The sequence below is a fragment of the Mangrovicella endophytica genome (assembly GCF_002893625.1).
Taxonomy (GTDB): domain Bacteria; phylum Pseudomonadota; class Alphaproteobacteria; order Rhizobiales; family Rhizobiaceae; genus Mangrovicella; species Mangrovicella endophytica.
Genome location: NZ_PKMZ01000008.1, coordinates 27021 through 40923, shown reverse-complemented (window position 1 = coordinate 40923; position 13903 = coordinate 27021). Strand labels below are relative to the sequence as shown.

The window sequence follows — 13903 nt, the reverse complement described above, 5'->3', positions numbered from 1 at the left end:
TTCAAGCGAGGCCGATGGCCGTGATGGCCATGTCGATGACCTTGATCCCGATGAACGGGACGATGATGCCGCCGAGGCCGTAGATGAGGATGTTGCGGGTGAGCAGCGCGCCGGCGCCGACGGCGCGGTATTTGACGCCGCGCAGCGAGAGCGGGATCAGCGCCACGATGATCAGCGCGTTGAAGATGATCGCCGACAGGATGGCGCTCTGCGGCGTCTGCAGGCCCATGACGTTGAGGGCGGAGAGCTGCGGGTAGAAGGCCAGGAACATCGCCGGGATGATGGCGAAGTACTTGGCGATGTCGTTGGCGATCGAGAAGGTCGTCAGAGCGCCGCGCGTCATCAGGAGCTGCTTGCCGATCTCGACGATCTCGATGAGCTTGGTCGGATCCGAGTCGAGATCGACCATGTTGCCGGCCTCTCGCGCGGCGACCGTGCCGGTGTTCATGGCGACGCCGACATCGGCCTGCGCCAGCGCCGGCGCGTCGTTGGTGCCGTCGCCGCACATGGCGACGAGCTTGCCCTTGCCCTGCTCCTCGCGGATCAGCGTCAGCTTGTTCTCAGGGGTCGCCTGGGCGAGGAAATCGTCGACCCCGGCCTCGGCAGCGATCGCTGCCGCGGTCATCGGGTTGTCGCCGGTGATCATCACTGTGCGGATGCCCATGCGGCGCAGTTCCGCGAAGCGGTCGCGGATGCCGCCCTTCACGATGTCCTTGAGGTGGATGACGCCAAGCAGCCGACCGTTCTTGGCGACGGCGAGCGGCGTGCCGCCGGCCTTGGCGATCTCGTCCGAGATGGCGCGCACCTGCCGCACGCTCTCGGCCCCGCCCTGCCCCGAGCCGCTCGCCTCGACATGCTTCAGCACGGCGTCCACGGCGCCCTTGCGGATGGTGGAGCCGTCGATGTCGACACCGCTCATCCGGCTCTGCGCGGTGAAGGGCACGAAACTCGCGTTGAGGCCGGCCATGTCGCGGGCGCGGATGGCGTATTTCTCCTTCGCCAGCACCACGATCGAGCGGCCCTCCGGCGTTTCGTCGGCGAGCGAGGCGAGCTGTGCGGCGTCGGCAAGCTCCTGGTCGCTGACGCCGGCCACGGCACGGAACTCGCTCGCCTGGCGGTTGCCAAGGGTGATCGTGCCGGTCTTGTCGAGCAGCAGCGTGTCGACGTCGCCCGCAGCTTCCACCGCCCGGCCGGACATGGCCAGCACGTTGAAGCGCACCAGGCGGTCCATGCCGGCGATGCCAATGGCCGAAAGGAGGGCGCCGATCGTCGTCGGGATCAGCGTCACGAACAGCGCCACCAGCACGATCACCGGAATGGAGCCGCCGGCATAGGTTGCAAAGCTCGGAATGCTGATCGTGGCGAGCACGAAGATCAGCGTCATGCCGGCGAGAAGGATGTTGAGGGCGATCTCGTTCGGCGTCTTCTGACGCTCGGCGCCTTCGACGAGCGCGATCATCTTGTCGATGAAGGTCGAGCCGGCCGCGGCGGTGATGCGCACGCGGATCCAGTCGGACAGGACCTGTGTGCCGCCGGTGACGGCCGATCGGTCGCCGCCGGATTCGCGGATCACCGGTGCCGATTCGCCGGTGATCGCCGCCTCGTTGACGGAGGCGACGCCCTCGATCACCTCGCCGTCGGAGGGGATGATGTCGCCGGCCTCGACGAGGACGACGCTGCCGACCTTCAGGCTGTTGCCCGGCACGAGCTTGTAGTCGTTGCCGCCGCCGTTGGTGAGAAGCTTGGCCTGCGTCTCGGTGCGGGTGCGGCGCAGCGATTCCGCCTGCGCCTTGCCGCGTCCCTCGGCGACGGCTTCCGCGAAGTTGGCAAAGAGCACGGTGAACCACAGCCAGAGAACGATCTGGAGGGAGAAGCCGAGATTGCCGCCGCCGGTGACGGCGTCCTTGAGGAGGAGGACGCTGGTCAAGAGCGACACCACCGCCACGACGAACATGACGGGGTTGCGGGCAAGGCTGCGCGGATCGAGCTTGCGGAAGGATTCCCCGATGGCGGGAACGAGAATGGACGCGCCGAGCATGCTCTGGCGTTTGGACGGGCTCATGAAGAACTCCAGCGTGTGTCCGTGTTGGGCGGTCAGGCGGCCGCGAACACTGCGGTGAGAAGCTTGGCGGCAAGCACCAGGGCGGCGATCCCGAGCGTCATCGCGACGATGATCCCGGACGCCTTTGGCGGCTCCGCCGTGCCCCGCTCCGTAAAGGCGGAGCGGGAGTTGGCGATGTGACGGATGCGGCTCCGCCGGATGGACATGGGAGTGGCGTGCAGACCTTCGCTCAGAAGGTCTGCCCACTGACCATCGCGAGGTGCTCGACGATCGGACCGAGCGCGAGCGCCGGGAAGAAGGTCAGGCCGCCGACGATGAGGATGACACCGACCAGCAGCCCGACGAAGAGCGGACCATGCGTCGGGAAGGTGCCGGCCGATTCCGGCACTGTCTTCTTGGCGACGAGCGAGCCGGCGATCGCCATGGCCGGGATGATGACGAGGAAGCGCCCCATCAGCATCGCGAGGCCGAGCGTCACATTGTACCAGGGCGTATTGCCGGTGAGGCCGCCAAAGGCCGAGCCGTTGTTCGCCGCGCCCGACGTATAGGCGTAGAGAATCTCGGCAAAGCCGTGCGGGCCGGCATTGGCGACCGAGGCGACGGCGCTCGGCAGCACCGTGGCGAAGGCGCTGAAGCCGAGCATCGCCAGCGGCAGGCAGAGAACCGCCAGCATCGCCATCTTCACCTCCTTGGCCTCGATCTTCTTGCCGAGATATTCCGGCGTGCGCCCGACCATGAGGCCGGCGACGAAGATCGCCACGACGACGAAGAGCAGGATGCCGTAGAAGCCGGCGCCGACGCCGCCCACGATGATCTCGCCGAGCATCATGTTGATCAGCGGGATCATGCCGCCGAGCGCGGTGAAGCTGTCATGCATCGCAATCACCGCGCCGCAGGAGGCGGCCGTGGTGATCACCGCGAACAGCGCCGAAGTCGCGATGCCGAAGCGGACCTCCTTGCCTTCCATGTTGCCGCCGGAAAGGCCGAGAGCCTGGACGAGCGGGTTGCCGGAGGCCTCGGCCCAGTAGCAGACCGCGACGCCGACAATGAAGAGGACGCCCATCGCGGCGAGGATCGCCCAGCCCTGCTTCTGGTTGCCCACCATGCGCCCGAAGACGTTGGTGAGCGCCGCGCCGACCGCGAAGATCGACACCATCTGGATGAAGTTGGAGATGGCGTCCGGGTTCTCGAACGGGTGGGCGGAGTTGGCGTTGAAGAAACCGCCGCCATTGGTGCCGAGCATCTTGATGGCGAGCTGCGAGGCCACCGGGCCGACGGCGATCGTCTGCTGGGCGCCTTCGAGCGTCGTTGCGACCACCGAGGGTCCGAGCGTCTGCGGCACGCCGAGGAAGACATAGACGAGCGTCAGGACGATGCAGGCCGGCAGGAGGATGTAGAAGATCGAACGGGTCATATCGACCCAGAAGTTGCCGAGCGTCTGCATCGACCGGCGCGAGAAGGCGCGGATCAACGCGATGGCGATGGCGATGCCGGTCGCGGCCGACAGGAAGTTCTGCACCGTCAGCCCGGCCATCTGGGTCAGATACGACATGGTGCTTTCGCCGCCGTAGTTCTGCCAGTTGGTGTTGGTGACGAAGCTGACGGCGGTGTTGAAGGCGAGCTCCGGCGGCACCGCCGCCATGCCGGTCGGGTTGAACGGCAAGCCGCCCTGCAGGCGCTGCAGCGCGTAGAGAAGGATGAAGCCGGCGAGGTTGAAGAACAGCATCGCCGCCGCATAGGTCGTCCAATGCTGCTCGGTCGCCTCGCTCGTGCCAGAGAGGCGGTAGAGGCCGCGCTCAAAAGGCCTGAGCACCGGCGACAGGAGCGTGCGCTCGCCATTGAAGACGCGGGTCATGTAGCCGCCAAGCGGCTTCACGATGAGAAGGATGATCCCGCAGAAGACGAGGATCTGGATCCAGCCGTTGAGAGTCATGGTCGTTGTTCCCAGAATGGCCGGGTCAGAACCGCTCGGGGCGGACGAGGGCATAGATCAGGTAGCCGGTGATGAACACCGACACCGCACCGCCGAGGACGTAATCGAGAAGCATGGATCGGCTCCCGGTCAGAGCGCGTCGCATGCGTTGATGTAAAGGAACATCGCCGCAAAGAAGACGATGCCCAACGCAAGTAGAATGATGTCCATCTGCAGCTCCTGCTTAGGCTTGCTTGCCCCGGGCGGCCGAACGGCATCTGCCGACGGGACGACGTCGAGCGGCCGACGCCGGAATGGCACGACCGATCGTGGGGCAAGTTCGGCAGGAAATATGAGCGCGAACCGCATAGGGGTTCGAGACGGGCCGGCGGCCCGGGATATAAAAATGCTATATGGAAACGGCATTCGGAGACGCGGCAGTCCGGCGTAACGAACGGCGGTCGTGATCAGCCCCGATTACGCTCGAGAAGGCCCGCCCGCGGGCTGCGGACGAGGCGAATTAGATCATCGGCGGACATGAGGTCCGCCGAAGCGAGCCTCGGCGTCCGCACTCTTCCTACTGGTGAGATTGTTCGGCCCCCCGATACGGCGTCGCGAGCCGATCCGCCGCGGCGCGCGGCGAGGCCGCAGCTTCAGCGTGTGACCACCGCCGCTCCCCTGACTTGACGCGAGCGGTTGGTTCGATGCTGGCGTCTGCGTCCGTTGCCTGCGGTACGTGCTGGGATAGAAAACGATGAACAAGCGTGTTCATGACGGATGATCTCGAGGACGGTTCTAAAGATGAACGCCGATCTCCGCCTCGGGATACCGACGAACCACCGTCCCAACGTAACGATCCAGAGATTTGATTTCGAAGCTGCTTGAGGTTCAGTCGCCTAAATTCAGCATAGGAATGTCACCCGCTGATATAGGGACGCGGCTATAGGCATCTTTTAATTTGACGGACGGTTCGGTCGGTCAGCATCCTCTGTGCGTCAGGAACGATGACGCCCATGCTCTCCGATCACATCCAGGCCCTTGCGGGCCAACTCGCGCTGAACCGCACGGTTGGCCGACCCTCTCCCCTGCCGCTGGATCAGTTGGCCAGCGTCGCCGAGGCCGTCGCGGTGCAGTCGGCCGCCGACGCTGCGTATGCGCCCGACGCGGTCGGCTATACGATCGTCGGGGCTGCCCCCGCCGCGGCGCGAAGCCTCGGCCTCGACCGGCCGATCTTCGGCACCATTCCACTCGGGGGCTACGAAGGCGCCGACGATCGCCCGTTCCGTCTGCCGCGCGGCGTCATCGGCGCACAGTGCGAGCTCGTCTTCACGCTGGGCGCGCCGATCCTGCCCGGACAGAGCGGCCGCATCGAACGGGAGGATGCGCGAAGCGCCATCCTCGCCTGCCATCCCGGCATCGGCCTTCTCGGGCGGCGCACGACAGACGCTTGCGCCTCGCGCATCGGTGCCATCGCGGACTATGCCTGGCATGTCGCCACTCTCGTCGGTCCACAGACGCCGCCTGCGACGATCCAGGGCCTCGGCAGCGGTACCGCGGCCGGAACGGTCGAAGCACGCCTCGACGGCCATCCGGTCGCCTTCGCCTCGGTCGCATCAGCGATGGACCAGGCGCTCGATGCGCTTACCTGGCTCGCGGCCGAACTCCTGCGCCAGAAGCGCGGCCTCGCCACCGGCGACATCGTCGCCACCGGCTCCTGCATGCCGGTTCTCCAGGTGCTGCCGGGTCAGCGTCTGGAGGTGGACTTTGCCGCCCTCGGCCGGGTTGCCTGCAGCTTCGTCTGAAGGCGGTGCCCGGCTGCTTCAAAGCCGCAGTCAAACATCTGCCGTTTATCGACCGGACGCTCCGAAGGCGCGCCGGAACGCCATGGCCGACGCTCGAGCGAAGCTGCCGCAGGACCCTCTATCAGAGCAGAGTCGCGCCGCCGATAGTCCTGCAGTCGTTAGGCAGCACGCGTGTCCGCCGACGGGCCGAAGATCGTATCGACAAGACCCTGAACCCGCCGGAACGCCGCCGTGGCACCGGCCGTGACTCGCTCCTCCTCGGCGGGTGACAGGGCCAGCCCGTCCAGTGCCGCGGTGAAGGTCCGCCAGTTTAGGCCGCGCCCCTCGGGCGCCGCGGCAAGATGACGGGCGCCGAACTCTTCGGAAAGGCCGAGCGCCGCCGCGGCCTTCAGGAGGAAGGCCGCGCCGAGGTTGGAGCCTTCCGCCACATAGAGCCAGCCGAGCGCCGTCGGCAGGTCGATGTGTCCCGCGGCAAAGGCGGGCGCAGCGGCCTTGGCGGGCGTAGGGACGCCAAGATCGGCGAGATCCTGCTCGATGGCCCGCAGCCGGCTGCGATCGGCAAGATTCGGCAGCAGCCCGTCGAGCTCGGGATCGGCATAGAGCGCTTCGATGTCGCGGTGGAACTGCTGCTGCACTTGGAGGAACAGGCCGTAGCGCCGGCGCTCGGCAAAGGGCTTGCCGGCCATGATCGACTGGTCGAGCCGCTCATGCGTCGCGTGCGTCAGGGCCTTCAGCCGCTTGGTGCGGCTCGGCTCGGCGGCGACGGGCGTCTCGGGCGCTACTGTTTCGGTCATGATGGGTCTCGGCATCCAAAGGTCTGGCGGCATTGCGCCGTGATCGCATGTCGGGTGGGCCGGACGGTATCGCAAGCGATCCGGCACACCGCTCATTTCGGACTTCTCGCATGGGCGCAGTCGGTCTTCTAGAACTTCAGCGACATGTTGGCGCGGAAGGTGCGCCCCGGCGCCGGCACCAGGCCGGAGGCGAGCGGGTCGAGATAGTAGCGGTCGCCGATATTTTCGACGCTGGCATCGAGCGAGACATCGTCGGTGAACTTGTAGCTGCCAAAGACGTCGAAGATCGTCTCCTTCGCCCAATAGGTCGGCGGGTTCACCGCGCCGGGCGCCAGATCATAGCCGCCGAAGCGCTCGCCGATCATATAGGCGCGTCCGCCGAGCGTCAGCTTGCGCTCGAACAGGCGCACGCCGCCGGTCAGGGTCGCGGTATATTTCGGCGGTATCGTCATGATGCCGTAGTCGGTGGCCGCCACCTCGGGGCCGCAGACCTCGTCGTTGCAGAACTTCACGTCGTCGTAGCGCGTATAGGCCGCCTCCACGAAGGCATAGCCGGCATCGTAGGAGGCCGACAGTTCGTAGCCGCGGAACGACGCCTCGTCGATATTCGTCCAGCTGTAGACGAAGTCGGGGCGGCGGTAGCGGATGATGTAGTCGTCGTAGTTGTTGTCGAAGCGGACCGCCTTGAATCGTGCCGTGTCCCCGGCGGTGATCAGGTCGTCGCGCGAGACGTTGATGCCGAACTCGAAGTTCTTCGACGTCTCCGGATCGAGGTCGGGATTGACCACGAGCCCGCCGAAGCCCATCGCCGTCGTCTCGCGCAGGCTCGGCGGCCGCCACCCCTCGACATAGGATCCGAAGAGCTGCACGCCGTCGAAGGGCGTGACGGTGACGTTCACCTGCGGGTTGACGCGGCTGCCGCTCTTGTCGGCGGCAAAGTCTGCGGTCTCGCCCGTTCCATGCGACGAATAGTGATCGTAGCGGAGGCCGCCGCCGAGCGTCAGCCAGCTGGTGATGTCGAGCTTCGACTGGTTGAAGACGCTGACGAGGTCGCGATCACCATTGGGATTGAAGCTCAGCGGCTGCACATCGCCCCAGTCATAGACGATCACGGTCGCATCGCCGCGCGCCCGCTCCAGCACGAACTCCGCGCCATTGGTGACGGTCAGGCTGCCGACGGCGGTATCCACGAAGGACGTGTTCGAGACGTCGCCGCCATAGCTGCGCACGTCTGTGTCGCCGAGCAAGCCTGGCTGCGCCAGCAGCAGTTCGACCGGTCCACTGCGGGAGCTGAGCTCGCTCGCCCATAGATGTGCCGTCAGGTCGATAAGGTCGCTGTCGCTCGGATCGAACTTGTACTCGGACGTGAAGGTGTGCGTGCGGGTATGGCTGAGATCGTACTGCTCCGCCGGAAGCGTGAATCCGCCCGGCACGGAGGGCAGCGCGAAGTTCAGCAGCGTCTCGTAATTCTCGCCGTACTCGTTGTCGTAGAAGGTGTAGCCGAGTTTCAGCGACTGCCCATCGCCCCAGCGAACGGTTCCCTTGGTCAGGAAGGACGTCACGTCCTGCGAGGTGTTGAACACCTCCTCGCCGGGCCCGAAGGGGGACAGCGGACGATCGAACGGCGTCGAGAACGGCGCCCGATCGTCGTAGAAGGTCGCGCTTCCCTTCTTGCCGGCATAGTAGTTGCCGGCCTTGCGCCGCGACACGCCCGCGACGAGGTCGTAGTTCTCCTCAGTCACGGCCACCGCGGCGCTGCCGGACCACGCCTCGCCATTGATGAAGCCGGGACGGTCGTCCCGCATCTCCAGGGTGCCGGCGTCCGGCGGACTGTCGGTGTTGCTGCCGAGACTGCCCTTCACGAGCGCGCCAAAGGTCTGGCCGGGCTTCACCACGTCGGCCGCGTCGATCGTGCGCAGGTTGACGACGCCGCCCATGGCGCCGACCCCGCCGGCTCCGCCGGACGGCCCCTTGGTGATGTCGATGCCGCCGAGGAAGTCCGGATCGACATAGACTTCGCTGCGGGCGCCGCGATAACCGCGATAGGTGCCGCCGCTCTGCTGCGTGCCGTCAACGAGCACGGCGACGCGGTTCTGGCCCTGCAGGCCGCGGATATTGACGTCGAGCGAGGCGCCCACGCGATTCCCAGCGGAGATGACGCCGGGTGTCGACTTGAAGACGTCGCCGACGGATGTCGCCGGCACGCGCGCGAGCTGCTCGGCATCGATATGGGCCGAGGAGTCGGGGCGTGAATAGGGAGCGTCGGCCGCGGCCGTGCGGTCTCCCAGCACATTGACGACGTCGAGAACGATCGTGCCATCGCCGGCCGATGCCAGAGCTGCGGCCTCGCTGGCCGACGGCCCGCTGATCGTGATCGTCGAGCCGCTGATGCCGTAGGAGAGGTTGCTGCCGGCAAGGAGCCGGTCGAGCGCTTGGCCGCGCGTGTATGTGCCGGCCAGCGCCGGGCTGCGGCGGCCGGCGACGAGGTCGGACGGCACGAGCAGCCGCAGACCGGCCCGATCGGCAAAGACCGTCAGCGCCCGGCCGAGGTCTTGCGAAGGAATGTCGAGGGACAGGCCACCGGTGCCGGCAACCGTCTGCGCCGCTGCCGTCCCGACTAAAATCGGCAGGGCTGCGAGCGCGAGCCCCAGCGCAGCCGAGCCGAGCCACACTGCCTTGATCGACCGGCCGGGAATCCTGCCCTGTGCCGGCCTCGAACTCGTCTGTCGCATGGTACCTGCCCGTCTGACGCTACGCGGAGATGAGGACGTGGCTGGCGGTGGACTTGCTGGGCCCTCATTTCCGAAGACGACGCCGGGCGGGCGCGCCGACAGTCAGGGCTTAGAAAAAATCGCAGATACGTGGAACCGTTCTGAAGAAGCCTCGTTATGAGGCGCTGGTCGGAGGTTCCGCGCGCGCGTCTTAGCGGATGAGGGTCAAAAGCGGCATTTGCGTCACCCGCACCGGCAGGGTCGCCTCGAGCGTGGCCAGCATCGCCTCCGGCTCGTCCACGGCAAAAACCCCGGTGACTTCGAGGCTTCGCAGCGACGGATCCAGGATGAGGATCCGGCCTTCGCGGTAACGCTCGATATCGGTGATCACGTCGCCCAGCGGCCGACGGTTGAAGATCAGCTTGCCGCTCTGCCATGCCGTCTCCAGCGCCGCATCGACTGTCTCAGTGCCGCCGAACAGAGCTCCTTCGCGGTAGCGGACGCGCTGGTCGGCATCGGCGCGGACGCGATCAGCCCCTCCCGCCGCGGCTGTGACCTCGACCTGGCCGTCCACAACGGTCACGGCGACCTGACTCGGCCGGATATCGACCTCGAAGACGGTGCCGACGGCCCGGGTCTCGCCGCCGGCGGCCGCAACGACGAAGGGCCGCTCAAAATCCGAGGCTACGGTAAAGAGCGCTTGGCCCTGGAACAGCCGCAGTCCGCGACGTGTAGCGGTGAATTCGGTCGAAAGCGCCGTGTCGGCATTCATCAGCGCTGTGGACCCATCCGGCAGCGCGACGCTGCGCCGCTCGCCAACGGCGGTGACATGCTGGGCAAACAGCTGCGGACCGATGACGCCGGACTGCACCAGCCCGATGCCGGCGATCGCCGCAGCACCGCCGCCGAGCACCGTGCGGCGGGTCACCTTGGCGCGGCGTTCCTTCGTTCTGAGCCTGGTCCCGGCGATACCGACGCCCTCCCAGAGGGCTTCCGCCTCCGCAGCGGCCTCTTCATGGGCCGCGCTGCGGACCCGCCAATCCTGCCACGCGCGACGATCGGCATCGGTGGCCCGGCCCGACTTCAGCAGCACCAGCCAGTCAATCGCCTCGTCGCTCAGGCGCCGCCTGGCGTCCTCCTCGTCGCTATGCCCCATGATGCCATGCCGCCCCTGCCAAGGCCCGTATACACCACCTCAAGGCGCAGCCGTGCCACCTCTCCTCAAGACGATCAAAGACGGGCTGAGCAACAGTCGCAGGAGAATATCAGGCCAGCGTGCGGCAGCGGTCGCGGCAATGGCGCAGCGCCTGCGCCATGTATTTCGTCACCATGCTCTCGGAAATACCGAGCCGCTTCCCGATGACGATGTAGGGAAGCTCGTCGCAGCGGCTCATCAGCAGCACCGCCCGCGCCTTCTCCGATAGTTCGGCGAGCACGGCGACCAGCCGGCGCAGTTCGTCGCGATCGATGGCAACGACTTCGGGCGAGGGAACACTGTCCGCGATCGCGGCCAGGATTGCCTCGTCGCTGACATGGCGGGAGGAGAGGCGCGTCTCGCGCCGAATGATGTCGGTCGCGATATTGCCGGCAATGCGCAGGATCAGCGCCTGGCTGTCTCGGACCGGCTCGGCCGATGGTCCGAGCCTCGCCAACCGGAACCAGGTTTCCTGCAGCGCCTCTTCCGCCAGATCCTGCGAACCGGTGCGCCGGCGGAGCGCGCGCGTCAGCGTCTTGAGGTGACGCAGATAGCTGGAGACGAGGTCGTCGTCAGGCTGCGTGATCGCCGTCGTCATGGAACCCTGGGCCAAGGATGCTGGATCGAGATAGCTGCCGCAGCAGCGTTGCCCCAGCGATAGAGAAAGCCGGAAAAGCGTGCAACTCTAACAGTTTAGATCAACTCTAAATCGCCGCGACCGAGAGGGTGGCGGCTGGCTTGGGAAGCCCCTGCTTTCGTCCATGAATCACGGACTTAGCTTGGCGACGCCTTGTGAGCGCTCGCATGCTTCACGCAAGGGCTTCAGCTCCATTTGCCGCTGCCCTGTTGCACAGCTACGACAGCGCCGGCCTTCGAACGCCGGATACACCCACCCAGCGCCCCGTCGCGTCTCTCTGGCAGACCACCCGCGTTGATCTGGACGCCTTCGCCGGCTAAGACGCGGCTGCGCGGCCCTTCGGCAGCGTTGCCACCCCTGCCCGGCCGCTACGCTCCCCCGCCCGGCAACACGTTCGGCCCTGCCGGGGCGAGCATGCGAGCAGGCCTTGCATCAGCCCGCATCCCGGCGCGGAGCGCACCGGGTGCCGGCCACGAAGGTTTGTTTCCGTTGTATCGCTGACGGCGGCTCGGCCGATGGACCAGGACCATCTGCTGCGTGCCCGATCGATGACCCCTCACGGCCATGAACGGCCTGGAAGGTCGGCAGGCGAGGCGCGACGGGAGGAGAGGCAGACAGGTTCATGACGTCAGATACCGATGCCGAGGCCGATGCGCCGGCCGCCACAGCAGGCCCGGTCGGCAGCCCCGATGAGGATCGCTTTGCAGCCTTCCGCAACCCGCGCTTCCTGCGCTACTGGATCAGCCGGCTGCTCGCGACCTTCGCCATCCAGATCGTGGTGGTGTCGGTCGGCTGGCAGGTCTACGACCTGACGCGCGATCCGCTCGATCTCGGCCTCATCGGCCTCTGCCAATTCCTGCCCTCGCTGCTGCTGGTGCTGGTAACCGGCGCCGTCGCCGACCGCTACTCGCGCCGGCGGATCATGGGCGCGGCGATCTTCGTCGAGGCGCTGGGCGCCCTGGCGCTGCTCCTCTTTACCTGGCACGGCCTGATCTCGCCGCTGCCGGTCTTTGCCGTCCTCGTCGCCTTCGGCATCGCCCGTGCCTTCTTCGGCCCGGCCTCGCAGTCGCTGGTGGTCAACCTCGTCACCAAGACGGAGCTCGCCAACGCGATTGCCTGGAACTCCTCGTCATGGCAGGTCGCCGCCATCGTCGGGCCGGTGACGGGCGGCCTCCTCTACGGCCTCTCGCCGCTCGTCGCCTATGGCACCAGCATCGTCTTCTTCCTCGTCGCCGCGCTCCTGATCCTGTCCGTTGAGGCGCCGGTGCAGGAGCGCTCGCGCGAGCCGGCGAGCCTTGCGACCGTCGTGGCGGGCTTCCGCTACATCTGGTCGGAGAAGGTGGTGCTCGGCGCGATCTCGCTCGATCTCTTCGCGGTTCTCCTCGGCGGTGCCGTCGCCCTGATGCCGGTCTATGCCCGCGACATCCTGCATGTCGGTCCCTGGGGTCTCGGCATGCTGAGGGCAGGCCCCGGCATCGGCGCGATCGCCACGGCGCTCTGGCTTGCCGCCCATCCCGTGCGCGACCATGCGGGGGCGCTGATGTTCGCCTTCGTGGCGCTGTTCGGCGCCTTCACCGTGGTCTTCGGCCTGTCGCAATGGCCGTGGCTGTCGGTGATCGCCCTCATCCTGATGGGGGCCTCCGACATGATCAGCGTCTATATCCGGGAAACGCTGATGCAGCTGTGGACGCCGGACGAGGTGCGCGGGCGCGTCAACGCCGTGAACATGGTGTTCGTCGGCGCGTCGAACGAGCTTGGCGAGTTCCGCGCCGGCACCATGGCGCGGTTGATCGGCGCCGTCCCGGCGGTGGTGATCGGTGGCGTCGCGACGATCATGGTCTCGGCGGCATGGTCGCGGATGTTCCCGGACCTACGCAAGGCGCGCCATCTAGCCGGCCGGCACTGAGCCGACCCTCTCGGAGGAAGTCGCCCGGTCCTATTCGGCGGCCGGGCGGCCGAAGATCAGGCCAAGGAACTGCTCCAGCCAGCGCTTGACCGCGGCATCGTGGATCATCCGGCCGTCGAAATGCGCGCGGCGTCCCTGCGCGCCCGGCAGCAGAAGTCGCTCATGGCCCCGGGTGGTCCAGCGATGCATCATGGCGAGGGTCAGCTCGGCATGGAATTGGACGCCATAGGCGTTGTCGCCGTAACGGAAGGCCTGGTTCGGAAAGCGGTCGCCCTCGACGAGCAGCACCGCCTCGCGCGGCAGATCGAAGCCTTCGCGGTGCCACTGATAGACCATGTCTGGCCAGTGCGGCATCAGCGTGCGGGCCGCCGCCGTCGAACGGACGGGATAATAGCCGATCTCGACCAGCCCTTCGGGATGCGGTGCGACCGTGCCGCCGAGCTGGCGCACCAGCATCTGGGCGCCGAGGCAGATGCCGAGGAAGGGTCGGTTTTCTGCGAGCGGCACCTTCAGCCAATCGACCTCCCGCCGCAGATAGTCGTCCGGATCGTTGGCGCTGGGCGGGCCGCCGAAGACCACCGCGCCGCGATGCTCATCCAGCGTCTCCGGCAGCGGCTCGCCCAGCACGGGCCGGCGGATATCCATGGCAATGCCATGCGCCTGCAGGAGCTGGCCGACGCGTCCGGCCGAAGAGCGCTCCTGATGCAGCACCATCAGCACCGGGCGGGGATCGGATGCCGCATCCAGCACGAAACGACGCTCCGGCTCAGCGGCCTCTGCGATACTGTCGACGGGAAGGAACGGCTGCCGGAGCATGGGGATAGACCGGATCTGTCGGGCAATGGGGGAGGATCAGCGGAGCCCCGACAATCCCTCACGTCAAG

11 protein-coding genes are annotated in these 13903 nt (G+C 66.9%); 2 read left to right on the top strand and 9 right to left on the bottom strand.

Annotated features, from left to right (window positions below; genetic code table 11):
* Nucleotide 1 precedes the first annotated feature (1 nt).
* Genes kdpB through kdpF form a run of 4 tightly spaced genes read right to left on the bottom strand, consistent with a single transcriptional unit; the run spans nucleotide 2 to nucleotide 4110 of the window.
* Nucleotides 2-2062, bottom strand: a complete 2061-nt coding sequence (gene kdpB / locus C0R46_RS15760; protein WP_102960624.1) for a potassium-transporting ATPase subunit KdpB — start codon at nucleotides 2060-2062, stop codon at nucleotides 2-4.
* Nucleotides 2063-2094: 32 nt separating this feature from the next.
* A complete protein-coding gene (locus tag C0R46_RS20980; protein WP_198598369.1) occupies nucleotides 2095-2268 on the bottom strand; it encodes a hypothetical protein in 174 nt (57 codons plus the stop codon).
* A gap of 23 nt (nucleotides 2269-2291) precedes the next feature.
* Nucleotides 2292-3995, bottom strand: coding sequence for a potassium-transporting ATPase subunit KdpA (gene kdpA / locus C0R46_RS15755; RefSeq protein ID WP_102960623.1), 1704 nt, complete (start codon nucleotides 3993-3995; stop codon nucleotides 2292-2294).
* 25 nt (nucleotides 3996-4020) lie between these two features.
* Nucleotides 4021-4110 carry a K(+)-transporting ATPase subunit F gene (gene kdpF, locus C0R46_RS15750; protein ID WP_102960622.1) on the bottom strand — a complete coding sequence of 30 codons (90 nt, stop codon included), beginning with the start codon at nucleotides 4108-4110 and terminating at the stop codon, nucleotides 4021-4023.
* A gap of 877 nt (nucleotides 4111-4987) precedes the next feature.
* On the opposite strand from kdpF, the gene C0R46_RS15745 reads away from it, so the two are divergent.
* Nucleotides 4988-5776: a fumarylacetoacetate hydrolase family protein gene (locus C0R46_RS15745; protein ID WP_102960621.1), complete on the top strand. Its 789-nt coding sequence runs from the start codon at nucleotides 4988-4990 to the stop codon at nucleotides 5774-5776.
* A 158-nt stretch (nucleotides 5777-5934) separates the two neighbouring features.
* Here C0R46_RS15745 and C0R46_RS15740 read toward each other — a convergent pair whose 3' ends face one another.
* From C0R46_RS15740 to C0R46_RS15725, 4 genes are all read right to left on the bottom strand, one after another.
* On the bottom strand, nucleotides 5935-6570 hold the full coding sequence (locus C0R46_RS15740; protein WP_102960620.1) for a biliverdin-producing heme oxygenase: 636 nt from the start codon (nucleotides 6568-6570) through the stop codon (nucleotides 5935-5937).
* A gap of 128 nt (nucleotides 6571-6698) precedes the next feature.
* Complete coding sequence (locus tag C0R46_RS15735) at nucleotides 6699-9302, bottom strand: TonB-dependent receptor (protein WP_102960619.1); 2604 nt, start codon at nucleotides 9300-9302, stop codon at nucleotides 6699-6701.
* A gap of 190 nt (nucleotides 9303-9492) precedes the next feature.
* Nucleotides 9493-10437, bottom strand: coding sequence for a FecR family protein (locus C0R46_RS15730; protein WP_102960618.1), 945 nt, complete (start codon nucleotides 10435-10437; stop codon nucleotides 9493-9495).
* A gap of 109 nt (nucleotides 10438-10546) precedes the next feature.
* Entirely contained in the window at nucleotides 10547-11074 is a 528-nt protein-coding gene (locus C0R46_RS15725; protein WP_102960617.1) for an RNA polymerase sigma factor, read from the bottom strand.
* Between the two features lie 661 nt (nucleotides 11075-11735).
* Between C0R46_RS15725 and C0R46_RS15720 the strand changes: the two genes are divergently transcribed.
* The gene (locus C0R46_RS15720; RefSeq protein WP_102960616.1) at nucleotides 11736-13019 is read left to right on the top strand and encodes an MFS transporter; all 1284 of its coding nucleotides are present in this window, start codon (nucleotides 11736-11738) and stop codon (nucleotides 13017-13019) included.
* 30 nt (nucleotides 13020-13049) lie between these two features.
* Here C0R46_RS15720 and C0R46_RS15715 read toward each other — a convergent pair whose 3' ends face one another.
* Nucleotides 13050-13835, bottom strand: a complete 786-nt coding sequence (locus C0R46_RS15715; protein ID WP_102960615.1) for a glutamine amidotransferase — start codon at nucleotides 13833-13835, stop codon at nucleotides 13050-13052.
* Nucleotides 13836-13903: the final 68 nt, after the last annotated feature.

Bases quoted from the DNA above. Each gene is read 5' to 3' on its own strand.
- kdpB (WP_102960624.1), bottom strand. From the start codon at position 2,062: ATGAGCCCGTCCAAACGCCAGAGCATGCTCGGCGCGTCCATTCTCGTT.
- C0R46_RS20980 (WP_198598369.1), bottom strand. From the start codon at position 2,268: ATGTCCATCCGGCGGAGCCGCATCCGTCACATCGCCAACTCCCGCTCC.
- kdpA (WP_102960623.1), bottom strand. From the start codon at position 3,995: ATGACTCTCAACGGCTGGATCCAGATCCTCGTCTTCTGCGGGATCATC.
- kdpF (WP_102960622.1), bottom strand. From the start codon at position 4,110: ATGCTTCTCGATTACGTCCTCGGCGGTGCGGTGTCGGTGTTCATCACC.
- C0R46_RS15745 (WP_102960621.1), top strand. From the start codon at position 4,988: ATGCTCTCCGATCACATCCAGGCCCTTGCGGGCCAACTCGCGCTGAAC.
- C0R46_RS15740 (WP_102960620.1), bottom strand. From the start codon at position 6,570: ATGACCGAAACAGTAGCGCCCGAGACGCCCGTCGCCGCCGAGCCGAGC.
- C0R46_RS15735 (WP_102960619.1), bottom strand. From the start codon at position 9,302: ATGCGACAGACGAGTTCGAGGCCGGCACAGGGCAGGATTCCCGGCCGG.
- C0R46_RS15730 (WP_102960618.1), bottom strand. From the start codon at position 10,437: ATGGGGCATAGCGACGAGGAGGACGCCAGGCGGCGCCTGAGCGACGAG.
- C0R46_RS15725 (WP_102960617.1), bottom strand. From the start codon at position 11,074: ATGACGACGGCGATCACGCAGCCTGACGACGACCTCGTCTCCAGCTAT.
- C0R46_RS15720 (WP_102960616.1), top strand. From the start codon at position 11,736: ATGACGTCAGATACCGATGCCGAGGCCGATGCGCCGGCCGCCACAGCA.
- C0R46_RS15715 (WP_102960615.1), bottom strand. From the start codon at position 13,835: ATGCTCCGGCAGCCGTTCCTTCCCGTCGACAGTATCGCAGAGGCCGCT.